The sequence below is a fragment of the Georgenia sp. genome, assembly GCF_054605595.1.
Genome location: NZ_JBTSDU010000025.1, coordinates 1 through 21,299 on the forward strand (window position 1 = coordinate 1; position 21,299 = coordinate 21,299).

A 21,299-nucleotide genomic window follows, 5' to 3' on the forward strand; every position below is an offset into this window, starting at 1 on the left:
GCCGCCGCCATCCGCGATCCTGCCGTGTCGCGAGCCGTGGCCCGGCTGGCGTTCGGCGAGGGCACCGCCGGGGCGTGGTGGACCGTGGGGGCCGGCATGATCCACCAGAGCCTGGAGGCACCGGGCAGACGCCTCGGCCCGTCCTGGGGGGACAACTCGAGGCCCGAGGCCGAGCACGTCCTTGCCCCACGGGGCCCCTCGACCTGACGGTGTGGTCGCGGAGGTGTAAGACGTTGATCACCTCTTCACCGGTCCGCAGCCATTCCGCGATCGTCCGCGACGCACCATGTCAGCGGACGCCGGTGGAGCGTCGGCAGGCAGAGAGGACGATGATGCGAAGGTCACGCGAGCCCGGCGGCCGGCTCGGATGCCGCGCGCAACGAGAACAGGTGCCCGCGTGAGTCGGCACCCGGCCTTCAGTCCCGCAGGCACGGCGTTGGGAGTTCTGACCGTCGTCGTGCCGCTGGTGACGCTCCTGACGGGCCAGGCCGTGCGGCTGCAACGTCGCTACGGGGCGGCTGCGGAACTGGCGCCGATCGACGTGACCGTCGAGCCCTCCGGTGGGTCCCTCATCGGGGACCCGGCGGTGGAGCTCGCGACGTTCGGCGACTCCGCGATGGCCGGAGTCGGTGTGCACCACGTTCGCGACACCCTTCCGGTGCAGCTCGCGCAACGCGTGGCGGACGCGGCAGGTCGTCCGGTGCACGTCACGGGATATGCGCGATCAGGCGCACGGACCCACGATGTCCTGACCCGCCAGGTCCCTCGGGTGCGCCGGGCGCCCGACGTCTCCGTCGTGGTGGTCGGAACGAACGACGTGACCCACGTCACGACTCCGGCGGCCCTCGCTCGCATGTCCGGGGCGCTCTTGGACGCACTCGGTACCCTCGGGGCACCGATCGTGATGTCGAGCCTGCCGCAGTTCCGCGCGATGCGGCTCCTGCCGCACCCGCTGATGGAGGCGGCTCTCGGATATGGGGCGGTGGTCGGGAGGGTGCAGAGACGCGCGGTCGCACCGCGGCCGCGCGTGCGTCTGGTCGACGTGGCCAGTGCAGTTGGCGGTGAGTTCGTCGCGGACCAGCGCACGATGAGCGCCGACTCCTTCCATCCCTCGGCGGTCGGCTACGGGCGGATCGCGGACGCCCTCGCCCCGGCCGTGCTGGCCGCCATCGACCCCGTCGGACCGTTCAAGGAGAAGCGATGACCATCACAACGAAAGACCGTGCTCGTGGGGTGGCGGAGACCCTCTCCTCCCTGCTCGGTCTTGACCTCCCCGTGGCATTCCAGGCGTTCGACGGGAGTCGCAGCGGTCCCGAGGATGCGGTGGCGACTGTCGCCATCCGGTCCCCCGCAGCGGTTCGTCGGGTGCTCTGGTCGCCCAATGAGCTCGGTTTCGCACGTGCCTACGTCGCGGGTGACATCGGCATCGACGGTGACCTCTACGCCGTCCTCGCCGGGCGCGAGAAGTTCGGCAGGGCCTTCCGGCGTCCGCAGTCGTGGGGTGCCGCTGCGCGGCTGGTGAGCGGATCCGGCGGCCTGCGTCGCCCACCCGCGCCGCCGGCGGAGGAGATCCGGGTCCGTGGCCGACGCCACAGTCGTGCCCGGGACGCCGCAGCGATCTCGCACCACTACGACGTATCCGGCGACTTCTACCGGCTGTTCCTCGGTCCCACCATGACGTATTCGTGCGCCGTGTGGGAGGACCCCGCCGCGGGCCTGGACGCAGCGCAGGAGGCCAAGTACGAGCTGATCTCCCGCAAGCTCGGTCTCGCTCCTGGCATGCGGTTCCTCGACGTCGGCTGCGGCTGGGGCGGGATGGTCATGCACGCGGCCCGTCACCACGGGGTACGTGCCGTCGGTGTGACGCTGTCCCGCCGGCAGGCAGACATCGCGCGACGGCGGGTCGCCCAGGCCGGGCTCGCCGACCGGGTGGAGATCCGCTCGGCCGATTATCGTGCGATCGACGACGGGCCATATCACGCGATCAGCTCGATCGGCATGTTCGAGCACGTGGGCGCGGACCACCTGGGCAAGTACTTCTCGCGAATGCACGCGCTGCTGGCGCCGGAAGGCCGCCTGCTCAACCACGGCATCAGCCGCGCAGCCCGGCAACCTCCGATGACCCGCAACGGCTTCATCCAACGCTACGTCTTCCCGGACGGCGAGCTGGAGGAGATCGGCACGGTCGTCTCGGCCATCCAGCACGCCGACCTCGAGGTGGAGCACGTCGAGAACCTGCGCGAGCACTACGCGCTGACGCTGCGGGCCTGGGTGCGCAACCTCGAGGAGGGCTTCGACGAAGCGGTCAGGCTCGTCGGGGAGGGCCGAGCGCGGGTGTGGCGGCTCTACCTGGCGGGATCCGCCCTGGGATTCGAGAGCGGCGACATCGAGATCCACCAGACCCTGGCGGTCCGGACCGCGGACGGCTCGAGCGGGATGCCGCTACGCCCAGGACCGGACCGGTGGGTCCGGTCATGAACGTCCCCCGACGGGGGCAGGCCTGACCGCGGCTCAAACCATGCCGGGCCCCTCGTGGCGGTTCGCCCCGCCGTCGGCAGGCCTGAGGATCCCTGGTCGGGGCCGGCATGCCGGGCTCTGGTCGTGTTGCTCGAACGGGCCGACGACGTGGCCGACACGAAGGCCGGACCGCGTAACCTCGGACACCTCGACGGATCCGGACCGGAACCGACCATGAAGGAGAAGGCGTGATGGAGACCAACTCCCGGGCCGTCGACGAGCACCAGTCACCGGGGGATGCGCCCGGTAGCCTGACCCTGGTCGGGGCGGTTTCCCTGGGCACCGGCGTCATGATCGGCGCAGGGATCTTTGCCCTCACCGGGCAGACCGCCCGACTGGCCGGCAACCTGTTCCCGATCGCCTTCTTCGCCGCGGCAGTGGTCGTCGCCCTCAGCGCGTACTCCTACGTCAAGCTGTCCAACGCCTACCCGTCCTCGGGAGGTGTCGCCAAGTTCCTCCGTGAGGAGTACGGCCCAGGGACGGCGACGGGCGTGTTGGCGATCTTGATGTACGTCTCCATGGTGATCAGCCAGAGCCTGGTCGCCCGCACCTTCGGTGCGTACGTCCTGCAGGTTGTCGGCCTGGAACCGGTGTCGTTCTGGGTGCCGGTCTTCGCCATCGGGCTGCTCGTCACCGCATTTGTCGTCAATGTCGCCGGAAACCGGGCTGTCGAGGTCAGCCAACGATCGATGGCGGCAGTGAAGATCGTCGGTCTCGGATTGTTCGCGGTCGTCGGCCTCTGGTTCGCTTCCGCCGCCAACTTCACGAACGGGACTGCCGCCGCCGGGATCGATACCTCCGTTGCGGGATTCCTTGCTGCGGTCGCGCTCGCGATCCTCGCCTACAAGGGGTTCACCACCATCACCAACAGCGGCGGTGACATCGTCGATCCCCACCGCAACACCGGCAGAGCGATCGTGATCGCGTTGGTCATCTGCACGATCGTCTACCTGGCCATCGCCGCGGCCGTGGCCGGCAACCTCACCTTGCCCGAGATCCTCGCAGCCGAGGACTTCAGCCTGGCGGAGGCGGCCCGGCCGGCGCTCGGTGACATCGGGGTGTGGTTCACCGTCGTCCTGGCCATCGTCGCCACCGCGTCGGGTGTGATGGCGAGCGTCTTCGCGGCGTCGCGATTGCTGGCCATGCTGACTCGCATGAAGCAAGTGCCCCATCGGGATCTCCGGATACCCGGCACGGTGCGTACCCACGCCACTGTCTACACCGTCGCGCTGGCCATGACATTGGCCGCCACATTGGACCTCAGCAGGATCGCAGCCCTGGGGGCCATCTACTACCTGATCATGGACATTGCCATCCATTGGGGCCTGCTCACCAGGCTCCGCAGCCGCATCGACATCAAACCCGCCATCGTGATAGCCGCCATCGTCCTCGACGTGGTCGTGTTCGGCGCATTCGTCTGGGTCAAGGCATCCACCGATGCGCTCAGTCTCTACGTCGCCGGTGCGGGTATCGCCGTCATCGTCGCCGGGGAGCGTCTCTTGATGCGCTCCCACACCCGCGGCGACGGCACGATGGACATGTAGGCCGGCTGCGGCCGGGCCCGGGACCGCAGGGTCGCCGGGGCAGGTCACCTTCAGGGAATCTTGATCGTCCGGGGATGGGACCTTCGTCCCATATCGAGAGGGTCAGCCGTGGGGGGCCCGGCCGACCAGCCCTCCTTCAACGGGCCTGCCACGAGGTCGGCCCGCACGTACCCAGCAGAGTTGGAGCTGTACGTTGCCGAGCGCATCAACCACGAATCTGAGTCGCCGTCGCTTTCTGCAGGTCGGTGCCGCCGGCCTGGTCGTCGTCGGAGGCGGCGCGTTCGCGGGCACCCGGCTCCTGGGTGGCCCGGCGGCTGTCGGGCCAGGAGCCGAGACGGTCGGGCGTGCAGAGGCGGCCCGCCGGGCCAGCGGCACCGTCGTCCGCCGTGAGCTCCGTGCGGCCCCGACGGAGATCGACCTCGCCGGGCGGGTGGTGCGGACGTGGGCGTACGACGGCGTCGTGCCCGGCAAGGAGATCCGGGTGCGGGCCGGTGACGAGCTGCGGGTCAGCCTGACCAATGACCTGCCCACGGAGACGACGGTGCACTGGCACGGTCTCGCGCTGCGCAACGACATGGACGGCGTGCCCGGTCTCACGCAGGACCCCGTGGCCGCCGGAGGTACCTTCGAGTACGCCTTCGTCGTCCCCGACTCCGGTACGTACTGGTTCCATCCGCACGTCGGCGTACAGCTCGACCGGGGTCTGCAGGCGCCGCTGATCGTGGAAGACCCCTCCGAGCCCCTGAGCTATGACGAGGAGGTCGTCCTGGTGCTCGACGACTGGACCGACGGCTGGGGGGACTCCCCGGACGCCATCCTCGAACGGATGGCCCGGGAGGGCATGGTCATGGGCGCCGACTCCATGGCGGGCATGGAGGGGATGAGCATGGCGGACTCCATGCCGTCCGCGGCCCAGCCGCTCGGCGCGGACACCGGCGACGTCGTCTACCCCGCCCACCTCGTCAACGGTCGCGTGGCCGCGGACCCGTTCGTGGTCAGCTCGGCGCCCGGTCGCCGCATCCGCCTGCGGATCATCAACGCCGGCGGCGACACCGCCTACCGCTTCGCCGTCGGCGGTCACCGCCTGACGGTGACCCACACCGACGGGTTCGCGGTGAACCCCGTCGAGGTCGACACGCTCATCGTCGGGATGGGGGAGCGCTACGACGTCGTCATCACAGCGGGTGACGGTGCCTTCCCGATCGTCGCGGCCCCCGAGGGCAAGGACGTGGGGCCCGGCTTCGCGGTGCTCCGCACCGCGTCGGGCGACGCCCCCACCCCCGGTGCCCGTCCCGCCGAGCTCGCGGGGCGCCTGCTCGGCTACGCCGACCTCACCGCGACCGAGGCGGCGACCCTGGAGCCGCGTGAGCCGGACCGGGAGCTCGACCTGGCCCTGCAGATGGTCGACGGCGGCCGCAGGTGGTTCATCAACGGGGCCGGCTTCGGGGACCACGAGCCGCTGGAGATCCGCGCCGACGAGCGCGTGCGGCTGGTCCTGCGCAACGAGTCGATGATGTTCCACCCCATGCACGTGCACGGGCACACCTTCGCCCTCGCCGGCCCGGACGGCACCGGCATCCGGAAGGACACGATCAACGTGCTCCCGATGGAGACCCTGGCGGTGGACCTGCAGGCCGACAATCCCGGGCAGTGGCTGATCCACTGCCACAACATCTACCACGGCGAGCTGGGGATGATGACGGTGCTGTCCTACGTCTCGTGATGTCATCGATCGGCGGCCCCGGAGCGGGCACGATGCTTGCCACGCGTCGGCGCAGTGCTGCCGGGCCGGTCGACCCCGGACGACGGTGGTCGGTCGTGCTCGCCGTCGCCGGAGGGCTCGCGACCGAGACGGCTTTCCCGGAGCGGTCCTGGTGGCCGATGGCTTTCGTCGGCGTCGCCCTGCTCCTGCTCGCCCTGCGGCGCGACTCGCCACGCTGGGGCTTCGTCGTGGGTGCGCTGTACGGGCTGGCGTTCTTCCTGCCGCACGTGTGGTGGGCGAACGAGGCGGTGGGCCAACCGATCGGGTGGGTGGCGCTTTCGGTCTTCGAGGCGCTCTACCTCGGCGCGTTCGGCGCGGCCTGGGTCTGGGTGCGGCGCGGGGCCTGGGTGCGTGCGCACAGCTGGCTGCAGGTGCTGGCGGCGCCGGTCCTGTGGGTCGGGGTCGAGCAGTTGCGGGGCCGGTGGCCCTTCGGTGGCTTCCCCTGGGGGTACCTCGCCTTCTCCCAGACCGACGGCCCGCTCCTGCACCTGGCCCCGGTGGGAGGAGAGACGCTGGTCAGCGGCGTAGTGGTGGCGCTGGGCGCCCTGCTGGTGCTCACGTTGCTGCGGCTGAACCGGCGGCGGGTCGGTGCGGCGGGTGCGTACCTGACCGTCGCCCTCGCCGTCGCGTTCCTGCCGGCGCTGGTGCCGCTGAGCACCGGCGCCGAGTCCGGCACCCTGCGGGTGGGTGCCGTGCAGGGGAACGTGTCCGTGCGGGGCGCCGAGGCGATGTCCCAGGCACGGGAGGTGGCGGCGAACCACGCGGAGGGCACGCGCGCCCTGCTCGAGCGGGTCGACGTCGGTGAGCTCGACCTGGTGCTGTGGCCCGAGTCCGCCTCGGACATCGACCCGCGCACCGACGCCGGTGTCGCGGCTGTGGTGGACGGCGCCGCACGCGCCGTCGGCACCCCCATCCTGCTGGGCACCCAGCGGTTCCAGCCCGGACTGCGGTACAACAACTACATCCTGTGGGAGCCGGGGGTGGGTGCGAACCCCGACGTGGAGTACACCAAGCAACGGCCGGTGCCGTTCGGGGAGTACGTCCCCTACCGGGACCTCTTCCGCCGCCTCACCTCTGCCGTGGACCTGGTCACCACGGACATGGCCGCGGGGACCGGCAGGGCGATCGTCCCGGTGGGGATCGCACGCCTGGGCCGGGCCGTGCCCATCACCACCGCCATCTGCTTCGAGGTGGCGTACGACGACCTGATCCGCGAGGGAGTGCTCGCCGGTGGGGAGCTGATCGTCATCCCCACCAACAACGCCTCCTTCGGCTTCACGCAGGAGTCCACGCAGCAGCTGGCCATGTCGCGGTTCCGCGCCGCCGAGCACGCCCGGGCAGTGGTGCAGATCTCCACCGTGGGGGTCAGCGGCCTGATCGGCCCGGACGGTGACGTGCTGGCCCGGACGGGGTTGTTCACCGCCGAGCAGATGGTGGGGGAGCTCGCCCTGCGGACGTCCCTCACGACGGCGGACCGGCTGGGGGAGTGGCCCGGGATGGCCGTCAACGGGCTCGCCATCATCCTTCTCCTGGCGGGGCTCGCGGGCCGCGGCCGCGGCCCCCGCCGCCGACGCGCCCGGTGAGCCGGGGGCGGGGCTGCGAGGACAGGGCTCAGGCGCCCCGCCCGCGGCGGGTGTGACGGGACGAAGCGGCGTCCCCCCGGTCGTGCGGGCAAGGTAGCCCCCGAGCGCGCCGAGCGCGAAGTCGACCACGAATCGCTCGGCGTCGTGCACCTCCTCGAGCCCCCCAGGTCGCCGTTCCCGCGGGTGCCCCCGACACTGACGGGCTCAGTTGGTGCGGATGAAGCCGGGCAGGCTCATGGGGTCGAGGCTCTTGCCGTTCTTCCAGACCTCGAAGTGGACGTGGCAGCCGGTGACCTTGCCGGTGTCCCCGGTGTAGGCGATGACCTGGCCCTGGGAGACCTGCTGGCCCGGGCTGACGGCGAAGCGGGAGAGGTGGTTGTAGACGGTGACGGTGGACTGGCCGTCGATCAAGCCGTTGTTGACGATGACCTGGTTGCCGCTGGTCCCGGTGGCCCACGGGGGTTTCGTCGAGACCACGGTGCCGGCCGCGGCGGCGTACTGGGGGTTGCCGCAGGCGGAGCGTATGTCGGTGCCCAGGTGCATCCAGTAACCGCCGGTGATGGGGTACCAGCGCACGCCGTACGGGGAGGTGACGTACAGCGGGTTGGGCACCGGTGGGATGAGCCGCCCGTTCCCGGCAGGGGGCGCCGGGGCCGGGGCCGGCCGGCCCGCCGCCTGGGCGGCCGCGGCGTCCTGCGCCGCCTTGCGCCGGCGTTCCTCCTCCTCCCGGCGGTTGGCCGCGTCGATGGCCGCGATGTCTGCGCTGAGCTGGTCGTTCTCGGCCTGGATGGAGGCGATCTGGTCGGCGACGTCGCCCTTGCGGCTCTCCAGCGTGGCGGTCAGGGCGCTCATGTCCGCCTCCAGCTCGCGGACCTCGGCGGCGTGCCGCTCGGCGGTCGCCCGGGCCGCGTCGGCCGTGGCGACGGCGGCATCCGCCGCGACCTTGAGCTCGCCGATCCGCCCCGTGACCGCCTCCTGGCGGGCGTGTTGGTTCGCGGTCACCGCGGCCAGGGTCTCGAGCTCGTCGAGCACCTGGGTCTGCACCCGCACGGCGGTCTCGCGGACCGCGTAGCCCTGGAGGAACTCCTCGGTGGAGCCGGCGTCGAGCACCACCTCGATCGCGCTGACCGTGTTCTCCCCCCGGTAGGTGCTGCGCGCGAGCTCGCCCATCGCCGCCCGGGTCGAGGCGATCTTCTCCCCGCCCGCGGCGATGGCGGTCTCGATCGTGCGGGCCTCCTCCTCGGCGACGCCGAGCCGCCCGGCCACCTGCTCCTGCTCGCGGGCCGCCGCGGCGAGGTCCGCCTGCGCCTCGGCGAGCGCGGCCTCGGCTCGAGGCAGCTGGGCCCGGACGTCCTCGAGCGCGATGTGGGCCTCGACGATCTCCTCGTCGAGCCCCTCCAGGTCGGACTGGAGCTTCTCGCGGCGGTCCGCGTTCTCCTGCTGCTGGCGTACGAGGTCGTCCCGGCTCTCCGCCTGGGCCAGGGCCGCCGGGCCGATCAGGCTCAGGCCGACCAGCATGGCGACGCCGGCGCGACGGAGGGTGGTGCCCCAGCGGGGGGCGGCGGTGGGGGCTGGACGCATGGACAACGGCAGGCTCCTCAATCAGGTGGCGGCCAGTCTCGATGGTGAGGGGGAGCAGTGTTCTGCCCTGTCGCAAGGCTCGCAGGTCAGGCGAGGTCCACCCGGTAGGCGCTCACGTGGTTCATCGGATCTTCATGGTCGCTCCCAGGCACCCCGCCCGCCGTCGGGACGTGTCACGTTCGGGATGTCGGGCCACCACCACATCCACCACACACCATCCACCACCGGCCGCTGGGCATGAGGACGGTGCTCCTCGGCGTGGCCGTGACCCCCACGCACGCCGACCAGGGCGTCAGCGGTCGAGCTCGGTGACGTCCACCGCACCCTGCTCGGCGAGCCATGCCTGCGGATCGGTGGTGGTGAGCCTGTCGTCCGTGTGGATCTCGAAGTGCAGGTGTGGACCGGTGGAGTAGCCGTTGTTGCCGACCCCCGCGATGACGTCTCCCGCTGAGACCTCCTGACCGATCCGGACATAGAGTCCGTCGCGGTACATGTGGTTGTACCAGCTGTACACCGTCTTCCCGTCGATCTCGTGACGGAGGATGATCATCTCTCCGGAGCGCCCCGCCTTGGCCGGCCCGACGTACTCCACGACGCCGTCCGCGACGGCGTAGATGGGGGTGTTGCGCGGGCCCGCCATGTCCTGACCCTCGTGGAACTGCCGGCCGCGGCCGAAGGGATCGTTGCGCCAGCCGTAACCGGACGAGATGCGGAAGCTGCCCGCGGCCATCGGCATGACGACCCGGCCGGACAGGTTCGTGCTGGCGGCACGGATGCCGCTGGCGGCGTGGGCGACCTGGGCGAGCGGCTGCCGCTCGTCGCTCCGGGCGACGCTGACGGCCAGGGCGCGAACACGGGCCACCGGGTCGGCCCGGAGGCTGGCTGGGGTGCCCTCGGTCCCGGCGGCGGGCGCCGTGGCCTCCAGCGCCGCCAGGAGACTCGGCGCCGTCTGCACCGCCGCGTCCGGCGGCAGGTAGGCCGAGGCGGGCAGGAGCTCGGCGAGCGGTGCGGCGATGGTCAGCATGGCCAGACCGGCGAGGACGGCCACACGCGCGGGGACCCGGGCGGTGCGGGTGCGTTCCCGGATGACCGGACGGCCGCCGGCCGGGGTGCTGCGGGCCCCCCACCGGGGTGTTCCTGACGCCGCGTGGTGCGGCACATGGGGAATCCTTGACGTGCGGCGGTCAGCCTCTCGGAGCTGACGTCTGGTCCGCGGTACGACTGCCGTCACAGCCGCGATGTGACTTCCTTGAGCAGGGTGGCCGGCTCCAGCCACATCGAGGGGTAGTCGCCCTGCCACCGCTGCACGCCCTCCGCGTCGACCAGGAAGAAGCCATGGCCGGGCAGGCCCTCGTGCATGCCCGTGCCCAGAACCCCGTAGGTCTCGGACACGCGGCCGTCGTCGAGCAGGAAGGGCGTCGTGGCTCCGTAGCGCTGCATGTCCGGCAGGATCTGCTCAGCGGTGTTCATGACGATGGGAAGCACCGTGATGCCGGCCTCGGCGAATCCGGGCTCCTTCTCGATCTCGGCCATCTGCACGGTGCACGCCGCGCACCCGGCACCCTCGCTGAAGAACAGCACGACGGGACCGCCGCGCAGCTCCGACAGGGTCACGGTCGCGCCGTCGGTGGTGGGAAGGGTGAAGTCCGGCGCGAGGCGTTCGGTCGTGGAGGTCTGCTGCTGTGAGGTCAGCAGCCCGTAGGAAACCACGAAGACGGCTGCGAGCAGGGCCACGATGGCGGCGATGCGCCGGCTGCGCCGGCGCCGCACCGTGGCAGCGGCCTCGGCCCGCATACGGGTCGCCTTGGCCTCGATCTTGCGCTGCTTAGCGGTCGGCCGGGAGTCGGTGGCGGTCATCGGGGCAGTCCTTCGGGATCGTGTGCGGGCTGTTCGTCGGCGGGGGACGAGGTCTCGGGCTCGGGCTCGGGGGCGGGATGGCGTCGCCGGTCGCGCAGCGTGGCGACGACGAACACGGCGGCCACCGCGAGCAGAGCCAGACCGAGCACCGCCTCCGGCACCGGGCTCACCCATTCCTGGACGGTGCCGAACGCACCGGCGAGCCCTTCACCCACGGCGGCCTGGGCCTCGGTGCCGCCCGTCATGTTCGGACTGTCGGCCAGCAGGATGACGAAGACGCCCATGACGGCGAACCCGATCGCCACCACGAGGTTCACCGTGTTCGTGACGAACACCCGCCCGCGCACCCGGACCTTGACGAGCCTCGCGCGGAAGAGGCGCCGCTCGCCGAGCCGGAACTTGTCCCACGCGAGCGCCATGACGAAGAGCGGGAACACCATGCCGAACACGTACGCCAGGCCGAGCGTGATGCCGCCCGTCACGGAGCCCGAGAGGGCGGACAGCGTCATGACCCCGGCCAGCACCGGGGCACAGCAGCTCGACGCGATCCCGGAGAAGACCCCGAGGGAGAAGAAGCTCGCGGTGTCGCCGCGGGAGGTGTCGGGGGCGCGCAGGAAGCTCGGGAGGGACCACATCTTCCCCGACAGCGACAGGCCGGCCAGGGCGATCATGAGGAGACCGCCCGCCCAGTAGACCTCGACATGGTAATTGTTGATGGCCCCCGCGATCATGCTCACGCCGAGCGTGATGGGCACGAGCACCAGGGCCAGCCCGGCGGCAAAGACGAACGTCAGCGGCAGCAGGCGCCACCGTGCGTTCTTCACCGCTCCGGCCAGGTAGCTCGGCGCGAGGAAGACGATGCAGCACGGGGCGAAGAGGGCGACACCGCCGGCGAAGAAGGCCGCCAGGATGCTCCCGGTCGTGAGCAGCTCAGCTCCCACCGGTCACCGCCTCGCCGCGGCCAGGGAAGTGCCGTGGGCGAGGAGGAGTTTCTCCAACTTGCGCCGCGGAAGCTTGCCGGCGGAGAAGAAGGCATCGTCCACGAGGACCAGCGGGGTCATCGCCGGCCGGTGCTCGGCGACGAGCCGGTCACCCTCGGGGGACTCGATCTCCACCACGCGCACCTCGAGCGGGAATCGCTCCGCGAGCACCGCGAGCACCCGCTCGGCGTCGTCGCAAAAATGGCACGCGGGTGCGTGCACGACCGTGATCTTCACGGTCTGGTCGTGATCGTCCACATTCGTCTCCTGCGCGGTTGGCATATCCGATCAAGCCTGGACGGCCCGGCCGTGCCGACCGATCGCCGTTCGATGAAGAAGTGCTGAAGGTGGCGGGGAAGGCATGCCCCGCCACCGATGGTCAGCCGACGCGGATGAACGTGGGGTTGGAGTTGTAGATCGGGCCTTCCGTCAGCGGCGTCCCCGGCTGGCGGGCAGCGATGTTGTTGCCGTTACCGGTGTAGATGCCCACGTGGCCCGGCCAGGTGACGATGTCGCCCGGCTGCGCCTCGGCGGCCGACACCTTCGTCCCGACGGTCGCCTGCTCGCGGGAGGTGCGCGGCAGGTTGATGCCGAACTGGGCGTACACGTACTGCACGAAGCCCGAGCAGTCGAAGCCGCCCGGCGTGGTACCGCCCCACACATACGGGGTGCCGAGAAACTGGCGTGCCAAGGTGACGACCGCGCTGGACGAGGCCGCAGGAGCCGGCGCCTCGGTGGCGGCCGCCGGCGCGTCGCCGGAGCTGTCCAGCGCGGGGCGCTCGCCGGATCGGGAGGCCGTCAGGACGTCGCGACGGATCGCCGGCGCCGGCTCCGGCTCGGGGGCCGGCGTCGCCTGTGCGGCAACGGCTGGGACAGTCCAGGTGAGGCCGGTGGGGACCGTCACGCTGGGCGTGATGACGAGCGCGGACGCCGCAGCCGCGGCGACCGCTGAGACATCCACCCGGGGCAGCGCCGATGTCTCCGCCTGGGCTGACGCCGCGGTCCCGCCCGTGGCCACCACGGTGAGGACGAGGCCGGAGCCGGCGACGGCGGCGAGCCCGCGCCGTGCGGCGGGCCGGGCTGACTGGCCGAGGACGGTCAAGGGGGTGCTGGGCCGGTACGGGGCGCGATGACGCGCTCGACCATGGATGCTCAAGGGCGGGCTCTCCTGGATGCTCAAGGGCTGGCTCTCCTGGTTGGGCGGGGCCGGAGGAGTGGGGTGGGCAGGGTCTGGTACTCCGCGCGGCCCTTTCGGAGCGGGATGCTCCGGAAGTGATTCCGACGTTATGGGCGCCGGCGCGCGGATGTCACGCTTCGATAACGCACTTCATCGAACCTTCATCGGACCTTGGGCGGAACGGCCGGGCGTGGTGGCCGCGCACTCACTCCCGCGCTGCCGTACTGTCTGCGTATGCATGAAGATGAGCAGGCATACTCCTTGGCGGTCGAGAGCGAGTACGTGGACCTCGCGGCTGAGGTGTTCTCGTTGCTCGCCGACGCCACCCGGGTGCGGATCATCCTCGTGCTGAGCGGCGGCGAGTCGTCGGTCAACGACCTGGCCGAGACGGTCGGCAAGAGCCCCACGGCCGTCTCCCAGCACCTCGCAAAGCTGCGGTGGGGTCGGATCGTCCGAGCGCGTCAGGACGGCAACCGGGTGTTCTACTCGCTCGTCGACGAGCACGCGCGCAACCTCGTCACGCAGGCCGTGTTCCAGGCGCAGCACGCCGTCGACGAGCAGCCCGCTCACCACCCCGCGCCCGGCCGCGGGGACGGGGTGACATGGTGACCGCGTCTCGCCGCGGGGCCGTGGGGGCCGAAGACCCCCGTCACGGCGACGACGCTCGCGACCACGGCGAGCCGGGCCACGAGGGCCAGGACCATGCGCACGAGCACAATGGCCACGACCACCCGCACGAGTACGAGGGCCACGACCGCCACCACGGCGGCGGGCTCCGCGGCCGGCTGCACGAGGTGTTCGTGCCGCACTCCCACGACGCGGCCGACTCGATCGACGACGCCCTGGAGGCGAGCGGTCAGGGCATCCGGGCGGTCAAGATCAGCCTGGTCGTCCTGGCGGCCACCGCCGCCGCGCAGCTCGCCATCGTCGCCATCAGCGGGTCGGTCGCGCTGCTCGCCGACACGATCCACAACTTCTCCGACGCCATGACGGCCGTGCCCCTGTGGATCGCGTTCGTCCTGGGCAGGCGCCCGGCCACGACGCGGTACACCTACGGGTACGGACGCGCGGAGGATCTGGCCGGGTTGTTCATCGTCGCGATGATCGCCCTGTCCGCAGTGGTCGCGGGCGTGGAGTCCGTGCGCCGCCTGGCCGATCCGCAACCCGTGGAGAACCTCGGCTGGGTGCTCGCCGCCGGCGTCGTCGGGTTCGCCGGCAACGAGGCGGTGGCCGTGTACCGCATCCGCGTCGGCCGTCGCATCGGCTCCGCCGCGCTCGTGGCCGACGGCGTGCACGCCCGCACCGACGGGTTCACCTCGCTCGCGGTCGTCCTCGGCGCCCTCGGCGTGCTGGCCGGCTTCCCGCTCGCCGACCCGATCGTCGGGCTGGTCATCACCGCGGCCATCCTCGCCCTACTCTGGGGCACCGCACGCGACGTCGGGCGCCGGTTGCTCGACGGCGTCGACCCCGATCTCACGGACCTGGCCCGCCACACCCTCGAGCACGCCCCGGGCGTGCCGCAGGTCCATGACGTCCGGCTCCGGTGGGCCGGTCACCGCCTGGCCGTGCAGGCCCGCCTCCAGCTCCCACCCGAGACCACGGTCGCGGACGCCCAGAGCATCACGACCGCCGCCACCCACGCCCTGCGCCACATGCTGCCCTCGCTCGGCGACGTCGCCATCAACACCACTGCGAACTGACAGCGCCGGCGCCGGCGCGGCGAGGCGCGGGATCGCGGCCCGGGAACGTCCGATACCCTCCGCCCAGGGTCCCCGGAACCACCACCATGCGCAGGAGCATCGCCGATGAGCTCGTCCCCGACCGCCGACCTGGCGATCGACACCACCCGCCTCCGTAAGACCTACCGGACCGCCCGCGGTCGGCAGGTCGCCGTCGAGAGCCTGGACCTGAAGGTTCCGGTGGGTGGCGTGCACGGCTTCCTCGGACCCAACGGGTCCGGCAAGACGACCTCGATCCGGATGCTGCTCGGCCTCGTCCGCGCCGACTCCGGCACCATGCGGATCTTCGACCAGCCGGTCCCCGAGCGGCTGCCCGACGTCGTCGGCCGCGTGGGCGCCATCGTGGAGTCGCCCAAGTTCTTCCCCGCCTTCACCGGGGTGAAGAACCTCTCCCTCCTCGCCGACGCCATCGGGGCGCCGCGCACCCGGGTCGGTGAGGTCCTCGCCCAGACCGGTCTGGGCGACCGGGGCAAGGACCGCTACCGCGGCTACTCCCTCGGTATGAAGCAGCGCCTCGCGATCGCCGCGACCCTCCTGAAGTCGCCCGACCTGCTCATCTTCGACGAGCCGACCAACGGCCTCGACCCGGCCGGCATCCGGGAGATCCGCGAGACTATGCGCCACCTGGCGGACGAGGGCCGCACCGTCCTCGTCAGCAGCCACATCCTCGCCGAGGTCGAGCAGGTCGCCGACACCGTCTCCATCATCGGCCACGGCCGGCTGCTCGCCTCGGGCCGCGTCGACGACGTCATCGGTGCCCGTGCCACCACCGCAGTGCGGGTGGGTGTCACCGACCCCGCCGCGGCGGGGTCGGTGCTCACGGCCGCGGGTCTCGACGTCGAGCGGGACGGCGCGATGCTCGTCGTGAGCGGGGTGCCGGAGCCTGCGCACATCACCTACCTGCTGGCGCAGCGGCACATCTACGTCGGCGAGCTCGTCCCGGTCCGTGCCGGCCTGGAGTCCGTGTTCCTCGCGCTGACCAGCGGCGAGGGCCTCGGCGAGATCCCCGCGACCCGCCGCGCCCGCCGCGCCCGCCGCGCCCGCCGCGGCTCCGGGCTCGGGCAGCCCGCCCCGCCGGGCCCCGCCTCCGCGCAGCACGAGGCCGAGGGAGACGCCCGATGATCCACCTCACCAGGGTCGAGCTGCGCCGCCTGCTGTCCCGGTACCTGGTGATCGCCGCGTTCGTCGGCGCACTGCTGGCCACCGGGGCGCTGCTGTTCGCTACGTGGCAGACCGCCAAGCCGATGAGCCCGGCGCAGACCGCCGAGGCGGAGCGCTACTACCAGCAGGCCCTGGCCGACTGGGAGGAGAACGGCCAGGAGATGATCGCCCAGTGCCTGGAGGACCAGGCGCGACAGTCGGAGCTCGAGGGCACGGAGCTCGACTTCGGATGCGAGCAGCAGGAGCCCCAGCGCGAGTGGTTCGTCATGACGGCCCCGCAGCTGCCGGACCAGCTGCCCGGTCAGCTCTCGGCGCTCGGAACGCTCCTCCTCTTCGCCGCGCTCCTGGTCGGCGCGACCGGGACGGCCGCCGAGATCAGCACGGGCGCGATCGGTAACTGGCTCACGTTCGAGCCGCGCCGCCTGCTCGTCTACGCCTCGAAGCTGCTCGCCGCCGGGCTGGTGGTGCTCCCCGTGGCGATGCTCCTGCTGCTCGTGACGACAGGGGGGACGTGGCTGATCGCCGACCGCTTCGCGCTCGCGGACACCATGACGTCCCAGCACTGGGGCGAGGCCGGGTGGATGGGGCTGCGCCTCCTCGCCATCACGTGCGCGGCGGCGGTCGTGGGGGCGGCGCTCGGTTTCCTCCTGAAGCACACCGCGGCCGTTCTCGGCGTCGCCGTCGGCTACTTCATCGTCGTCGAGGGGATGTTCAGCGGTGTCCTGAGCCGCTTCCAGCCGTGGCTGCTGATGCGGAACATCGAGAGCTGGATGCTCGGTGGCACCGTGTACTACGTGGACTCCTGCACCACCGGTCCGACCGGGACGTCGTGCGAGAGCGCGGAGCGCGCCCTGAGCCTCGCACAGGCGGCCGGATACCTCGGGGCCGGCGTCGTGGTGGTGGTCGTCGTCGCCGGGCTGGTGTTCCGCCGTCGCGACGTCGCCTGACCCCTTCCCGCTGCTGCGCGACCATGGGAGTGTCGCTGCCGTGACGCTGCCGTGGCCGGCGTCCGCGCCCGCCCTCGCCCTCGCGCCGGTCGACGTCATCGAGGTCCGGGGGCCACGCCACCCCTGGGGTGGGCCGCTCGACGTCGATGGTCTCGCCGTGGCATCAGTCCTGGCCGCTGCCCGGGCCGCGCGGGCGCTGTCGCAGCGGCGGGGCCGGCCGCGCGTGATCGCCGTCGACAGCGGCGACGTCGTCGCGGCCTTCGACTCGTTCCGTCATGGCGGCGAGCGGCATCGCCCACCGCGACGGCCGGCCCGACACCCGGGACAGTGACGCCGCCTGGCGGCCCGGTGCGCTGCCGGTCCAGGCGCTCGACCACGCGACGGGGTACCTCGTCGCTGCCGCGGTCATGGCGCTCCTCGCGGCGCGGGTGGACGCCGCGGTGCACTCGGGCGGGTCAGCCTCGCCCGGGTGGCGCACGAACTCCAGGCCCTGCCGGCGCGGGGAGCGGTGCCGGCGACCTCCTCGGTGACCGGGTCGTCCCCGGCCGGGCCCACGTCGGAGCTGCCGGTACCGGGATCACCGATCGGCCCGCCCCGGACGCTCAGCCGGTCATCGCCCTACGGCAGGATCGACCATGTGCCCCCGCCGTTCGCCGTCGACGGTGCGCCGCTCGACCTCCCGTCCCCGCCGGACCGGTACGGCGCGGCGGAGCGGGTCTGGCGCTGGGGCGCCTTCTTGTCGCCGCTCCGTGGTGTCCGAGGGCCGGGGGTGTCCGAGGGCCGTGCTAGAAACGTGGACATGATTCCCGAGCAGGACGTCCGTCGGCTCGTCGGGGGCGGTGCGTTCGAGCGGGGCCGGCAGTATGCCCACAGCGGCCACGTGGTCCAGATGCTCGCCTCGGCGGGCCGCACCCGGATCGTGGGCAAGGTGACCGGCAACGGCCCGTCGCCCTACGTCGTCACGGTCACCCTCGCCGCGGACGACGCCGGTCTCGTGCGACCGGTCGAGGGGATCTGCACCTGCCCCGTCGGCTGGAACTGCAAGCACGTCGCCGCCCTCCTCCTGCGCGCCCGGGAGGAGCTCGGCACTGGCGGCACCGGCGGCACCGGCGGCACCGGCGGCGGCTGGCGCTCGCAGTTGGACCGGCTCCTGCCGTCCCGGGAGCCCGCCGCAGCCGTGGGAGAGCTCGCGCTCCAGATCGAGGTGGGCGGCACCGCCGGTGCCCCGGCGTGGCACCGGGCGCGCCGGGTGGCGTCCGTGCGCCTCGGCATGCGTCCCGTGCGCCGCTCGACGACCGGCCGCTGGGTGCGCACCGGGATCTCCTGGCGGGACCTGACCTACCGGCCGGTCGGCTACCCGTCCGAGCACGTCCAGGTGCTCCGCACCATCGCCCAGCTCGATGGCGGCGACATCTACCGCTACGCGGCCAACGACCAGTGGATCTACCTCGACGACGTCGCCGCCGCTCAGATCTGGGACGTGTTCGAGCAGGCGGCCGCCGTCGGCCTGTCCTTCGTCCAGGCCGGTAAGGCTGCCCGCCCGGTCCTGCTCTCGCCCGAGCCCGGCCGGGTGAGCCTCGACGTCCGCCAGGACGGCGAGGGCCTGGAGCTCCTCCCCACCGTGACGGTCGCGGGTGAGCCCGTCGATCTTGAACGGCTCGTGCTCGTCGGGTCGCCGGCACACGGGATGTATTCGTGGCAGGCGGGGACCGGCCCCGGGGTCGTGGGCGCGGTGACGCTGACGCGCCTGGCGCAACCGGCCGGCGTCGCCCTGATCGAGGCCGTCGCCCGGCGCAGCACGATCCGGGTCCCGGCCGAGGCGGTCGAGGACTTCACCACCGGTTACCTGCCACTGCTCAGCAGTGCTGTACCCCTCGTGTCCCGCGATGCCACGTTCGAGGTCCCCGACGCGCCGCGCCCCGCCCTCCGTCTCGAGCTCCACCACCTCGACCGACACCGCCTCGAGCTGGCGTGGAGCTGGCGCTACCGCGCGTCGCCCCCCGGTGCGCCACCGGAGGAGGTGCCGGAACGCCGCGGTGCCCCCGCGCCGTCGGGTGGCAGCGAGGCCGGGGTCCCGATGCGACTCCATCCGGTCCCGGGGGAGCGGGCCTACCGCGACCGGGCCGCCGAGACCGCTCTGCTCGAGTCCGTCGGGCTCCCGCCGGCCGGCGTCCCGGCGCTGGCCGAGTCGGTCGACGGCGCCCCCCGGCTGGCCGCGCGCGCCGTGCTCGAGGGGATGGATGCGGTCGTCTTCACGCTCGACGTGCTCCCGAGCCTGCGCGCACACCCGGACATCGTCGTGGTCGAGGAGGGTGAGCCGGCCGAGTTCCGGGCCGCCGAGGGGGCCCCGGTCATCGCGCTGTCCACCACGAGCCGCGCCGACGACCGGGACTGGTTCGACCTCGGCGTCACCGTCAGCATCGACGGTGCGGACATCCCGTTCAACGACCTCTTCCTTGCGCTCGCCCGCGACGACGAGCACCTGGTCCTGCCCAGCGGCATCTTCTTCCGGCTCGACCGCCCCGAGCTCACCCAGTTGAGGGACCTCATCGAGGAGGCGCGCGCCCTGCAGGACCCCGGCACCCGGGGCCTGCGGATCAGCCGCTTCCAGGCGGGTCTGTGGGAGGAGCTCGAGGCGCTGGGGGTCGTCACCGAGCAGGCCGAGCAGTGGCGCCGCTCGGTGGGGGCCCTGCTCGGCGGGTGGCGCGGCGAGCATCGACCGGGGCGGGAGCCGCGCGACGGCGAGCGGTCCGGCGGTGAGCAGCCCGACGGACCGCGGGTTGCCGCCGACGTGCCCGTACCCGCGTCGCTGCACGCGGACCTGCGGTCCTACCAGCAGGACGGCTACGCGTGGCTCACCCGGCTGGCCGAGCACGGCCTCGGTGGGGTCCTCGCCGACGACATGGGCCTGGGCAAGACGATCCAGACGCTCGCCCTCTTCGCCCGCCACCACGAGCGGGCGCGTGACGCGGGCGGTGCCCCCGGTGCGGGCACACCTGCGGCGGACGGGCGCGGGAGCGGTGATGCCGCCTCGGCGGGCACCGGGCCGTTCCTCGTCGTCGCACCGACATCGGTGGTGGGCAACTGGGTCGCCGAGGCCGCCAGGTTCACCCCGGACCTGCGGGTGGTGGGCGTGTTCGAGACCCAGGCCCGCCGCGGCGTCCCGCTCGACGACGTCACCGCCGGCGCCGACGTCGTCGTCACCTCCTACACACTGTTCCGGCTGGAGTTCGAGGAGTACGCCGCGCTCGAGTGGTCCGGGCTCGTCCTCGACGAGGCCCAGACCGTCAAGAACCACCAGTCGAAGGCGTACCAGTGCGCCAGGCGGCTCGCCGCCCCGTTCAAGCTGGCGATCACCGGTACCCCGATGGAGAACAACCTCACCGAACTGTGGGCGCTGCTCGCCATCGTGGCACCCGGGCTCTTCCCCAACCTCAAACGCTTCGAGGAGTACTACCGGCGCCCCATCGAGCGCGACGGCGACCGCGCCCGCCTCGCCCAACTCCAGCGCCGCATCACCCCGTTGCTGCTGCGCCGCACGAAGGAGCAGGTCGCCAAGGACCTGCCCGCCAAGCAGGAGCAGGTCATCGAGGTCGAGCTGGCCCCGCGGCACCGCACCGTCTACCAGCGCCACCTCCAACGCGAGCGGCAGAAGGTCCTCGGGCTCATCGAGGACATGGACAAGAACCGGTTCGCGATCTTCCGCTCGCTCACCCTGCTGCGCCAGCTCAGCCTCGACCCCTCCCTCGTGGACGAGGCCTACGCCGGCGTCCCCGCCACCAAGCTCGACATCCTCCTCGAGCTCCTCGACGACGTCGTCGCCGAGGGCCACCGAACGCTGATCTTCAGCCAGTTCACCGGGTTCCTCGGGCGGGTTCGCGAACGCCTCGACGCCGCGGGCACCGCGTACTGCTACCTCGACGGCCGCACCCGCCGCCGCGCGGAGGTGATCGAGCGGTTCCGCGCCGGCGACGCCCCCGTGTTCCTCATCAGCCTCAAGGCCGGCGGGGTCGGGCTGAACCTCACCGAGGCCGACTACTGCATCCTGCTGGACCCGTGGTGGAACCCGGCCACCGAGGCCCAGGCGGTCGACCGCGTCCACCGCATCGGGCAGACCCGTTCGGTGATGGTGTACCGCCTCGTCGCCAAGGACACGATCGAGGAGAAGGTCATGGCGCTGAAGGAGAACAAGGCCAGGCTGTTCCAGAGCGTCATGTCCGACGCCGCCCTGGCGGACGCCGCCCTGAGCGCCGACGACGTCCGCGCCCTCCTCGAGTAGGTCGGCGAAAGATGTGGCAGATGTGACCGGTGTGACGAACGTGACCTCGCAACGGCTCAAACTTGGCGGAGACACGCGGAAAACTGGCGCGTGAATGCGACAACTGCGGCGACGGGTGCGTAATGTCTGGCGCTAGTGGCGCCGATGTCCGAGGTGCCCGAACCGAACGATG

General features: G+C 72.0%; 18 protein-coding genes. 12 read left to right on the plus strand and 6 right to left on the minus strand.

The window, feature by feature from the left end:
* The 6 genes from ACYC1Z_RS05100 to lnt form a co-directional block, all read left to right on the plus strand.
* The coding region (locus tag ACYC1Z_RS05100; protein ID WP_461408459.1) for a hypothetical protein at positions 1-207 on the plus strand (207 nt) is incomplete at its 5' end.
* Positions 208-397: 190 nt separating this feature from the next.
* On the plus strand, positions 398-1,204 hold the full coding sequence (locus tag ACYC1Z_RS05105; RefSeq protein ID WP_461408460.1) for an SGNH/GDSL hydrolase family protein: 807 nt from the start codon (positions 398-400) through the stop codon (positions 1,202-1,204).
* Positions 1,201-2,478 carry a class I SAM-dependent methyltransferase gene (locus tag ACYC1Z_RS05110; RefSeq protein WP_461408461.1) on the plus strand — a complete coding sequence of 426 codons (1,278 nt, stop codon included), beginning with the start codon at positions 1,201-1,203 and terminating at the stop codon, positions 2,476-2,478. Before ACYC1Z_RS05105 ends, ACYC1Z_RS05110 begins: the two co-directional genes overlap by 4 nt.
* A gap of 230 nt (positions 2,479-2,708) precedes the next feature.
* The gene (locus ACYC1Z_RS05115; RefSeq protein ID WP_461408483.1) at positions 2,709-4,061 is read left to right on the plus strand and encodes an APC family permease; all 1,353 of its coding nucleotides are present in this window, start codon (positions 2,709-2,711) and stop codon (positions 4,059-4,061) included.
* A 193-nt stretch (positions 4,062-4,254) separates the two neighbouring features.
* Complete coding sequence (locus ACYC1Z_RS05120) at positions 4,255-5,784, plus strand: multicopper oxidase family protein (RefSeq protein WP_461408462.1); 1,530 nt, start codon at positions 4,255-4,257, stop codon at positions 5,782-5,784.
* A 32-nt stretch (positions 5,785-5,816) separates the two neighbouring features.
* Entirely contained in the window at positions 5,817-7,406 is a 1,590-nt protein-coding gene (gene lnt, locus ACYC1Z_RS05125; protein ID WP_461408463.1) for an apolipoprotein N-acyltransferase, read from the plus strand.
* A gap of 204 nt (positions 7,407-7,610) precedes the next feature.
* Here lnt and ACYC1Z_RS05130 read toward each other — a convergent pair whose 3' ends face one another.
* The 6 genes from ACYC1Z_RS05130 to ACYC1Z_RS05155 form a co-directional block, all read right to left on the minus strand.
* A complete protein-coding gene (locus ACYC1Z_RS05130; protein WP_461408464.1) occupies positions 7,611-8,987 on the minus strand; it encodes a peptidoglycan DD-metalloendopeptidase family protein in 1,377 nt (458 codons plus the stop codon).
* A 292-nt stretch (positions 8,988-9,279) separates the two neighbouring features.
* Positions 9,280-10,146, minus strand: a complete 867-nt coding sequence (locus ACYC1Z_RS05135; RefSeq protein ID WP_461408465.1) for a M23 family metallopeptidase — start codon at positions 10,144-10,146, stop codon at positions 9,280-9,282.
* 68 nt (positions 10,147-10,214) lie between these two features.
* The gene (locus ACYC1Z_RS05140; RefSeq protein ID WP_461408466.1) at positions 10,215-10,844 is read right to left on the minus strand and encodes a peroxiredoxin family protein; all 630 of its coding nucleotides are present in this window, start codon (positions 10,842-10,844) and stop codon (positions 10,215-10,217) included.
* Positions 10,841-11,785, minus strand: coding sequence for a cytochrome c biogenesis CcdA family protein (locus ACYC1Z_RS05145; protein WP_461408467.1), 945 nt, complete (start codon positions 11,783-11,785; stop codon positions 10,841-10,843). Before ACYC1Z_RS05145 ends, ACYC1Z_RS05140 begins: the two co-directional genes overlap by 4 nt.
* A gap of 3 nt (positions 11,786-11,788) precedes the next feature.
* Positions 11,789-12,082 carry a thioredoxin domain-containing protein gene (locus ACYC1Z_RS05150; RefSeq protein WP_461408468.1) on the minus strand — a complete coding sequence of 98 codons (294 nt, stop codon included), beginning with the start codon at positions 12,080-12,082 and terminating at the stop codon, positions 11,789-11,791.
* Positions 12,083-12,203: 121 nt separating this feature from the next.
* Entirely contained in the window at positions 12,204-12,980 is a 777-nt protein-coding gene (locus ACYC1Z_RS05155; RefSeq protein ID WP_461408469.1) for a C40 family peptidase, read from the minus strand.
* Between the two features lie 255 nt (positions 12,981-13,235).
* On the opposite strand from ACYC1Z_RS05155, the gene ACYC1Z_RS05160 reads away from it, so the two are divergent.
* The 6 genes from ACYC1Z_RS05160 (at position 13,236) to ACYC1Z_RS05185 (ending at position 21,127) form a co-directional block, all read left to right on the plus strand.
* Positions 13,236-13,610, plus strand: coding sequence for an ArsR/SmtB family transcription factor (locus tag ACYC1Z_RS05160; protein WP_461408470.1), 375 nt, complete (start codon positions 13,236-13,238; stop codon positions 13,608-13,610).
* Complete coding sequence (locus ACYC1Z_RS05165; RefSeq protein ID WP_461408471.1) at positions 13,604-14,701, plus strand: cation diffusion facilitator family transporter; 1,098 nt, start codon at positions 13,604-13,606, stop codon at positions 14,699-14,701. The genes ACYC1Z_RS05160 and ACYC1Z_RS05165 overlap by 7 nt, the downstream gene beginning before the upstream one ends.
* 105 nt (positions 14,702-14,806) lie before the next feature.
* Complete coding sequence (locus tag ACYC1Z_RS05170) at positions 14,807-15,862, plus strand: ABC transporter ATP-binding protein (protein ID WP_461408472.1); 1,056 nt, start codon at positions 14,807-14,809, stop codon at positions 15,860-15,862.
* Positions 15,859-16,848, plus strand: coding sequence for an ABC transporter permease subunit (locus ACYC1Z_RS05175; protein WP_461408473.1), 990 nt, complete (start codon positions 15,859-15,861; stop codon positions 16,846-16,848). The genes ACYC1Z_RS05170 and ACYC1Z_RS05175 overlap by 4 nt, the downstream gene beginning before the upstream one ends.
* Positions 16,849-16,888: 40 nt before the next feature.
* The gene (locus ACYC1Z_RS05180) at positions 16,889-17,179 is read left to right on the plus strand and encodes a hypothetical protein (RefSeq protein ID WP_461408474.1); all 291 of its coding nucleotides are present in this window, start codon (positions 16,889-16,891) and stop codon (positions 17,177-17,179) included.
* 306 nt (positions 17,180-17,485) lie between these two features.
* On the plus strand, positions 17,486-21,127 hold the full coding sequence (locus ACYC1Z_RS05185; RefSeq protein WP_461408475.1) for a DEAD/DEAH box helicase: 3,642 nt from the start codon (positions 17,486-17,488) through the stop codon (positions 21,125-21,127).
* Positions 21,128-21,299 lie beyond the last annotated feature (172 nt).

What these genes read in the sequence shown, in the direction of transcription:
- ACYC1Z_RS05110 (WP_461408461.1), top strand. Translation starts at nt 1,201, where the DNA reads ATGACCATCACAACGAAAGACCGTGCTCGTGGGGTGGCGGAGACCCTC.
- ACYC1Z_RS05115 (WP_461408483.1), top strand. Translation starts at nt 2,709, where the DNA reads ATGGAGACCAACTCCCGGGCCGTCGACGAGCACCAGTCACCGGGGGAT.
- lnt (WP_461408463.1), top strand. Translation starts at nt 5,817, where the DNA reads ATGCTTGCCACGCGTCGGCGCAGTGCTGCCGGGCCGGTCGACCCCGGA.
- ACYC1Z_RS05130 (WP_461408464.1), bottom strand. Translation starts at nt 8,987, where the DNA reads ATGCGTCCAGCCCCCACCGCCGCCCCCCGCTGGGGCACCACCCTCCGT.
- ACYC1Z_RS05140 (WP_461408466.1), bottom strand. Translation starts at nt 10,844, where the DNA reads ATGACCGCCACCGACTCCCGGCCGACCGCTAAGCAGCGCAAGATCGAG.
- ACYC1Z_RS05160 (WP_461408470.1), top strand. Translation starts at nt 13,236, where the DNA reads ATGCATGAAGATGAGCAGGCATACTCCTTGGCGGTCGAGAGCGAGTAC.
- ACYC1Z_RS05165 (WP_461408471.1), top strand. Translation starts at nt 13,604, where the DNA reads ATGGTGACCGCGTCTCGCCGCGGGGCCGTGGGGGCCGAAGACCCCCGT.
- ACYC1Z_RS05170 (WP_461408472.1), top strand. Translation starts at nt 14,807, where the DNA reads ATGAGCTCGTCCCCGACCGCCGACCTGGCGATCGACACCACCCGCCTC.
- ACYC1Z_RS05175 (WP_461408473.1), top strand. Translation starts at nt 15,859, where the DNA reads ATGATCCACCTCACCAGGGTCGAGCTGCGCCGCCTGCTGTCCCGGTAC.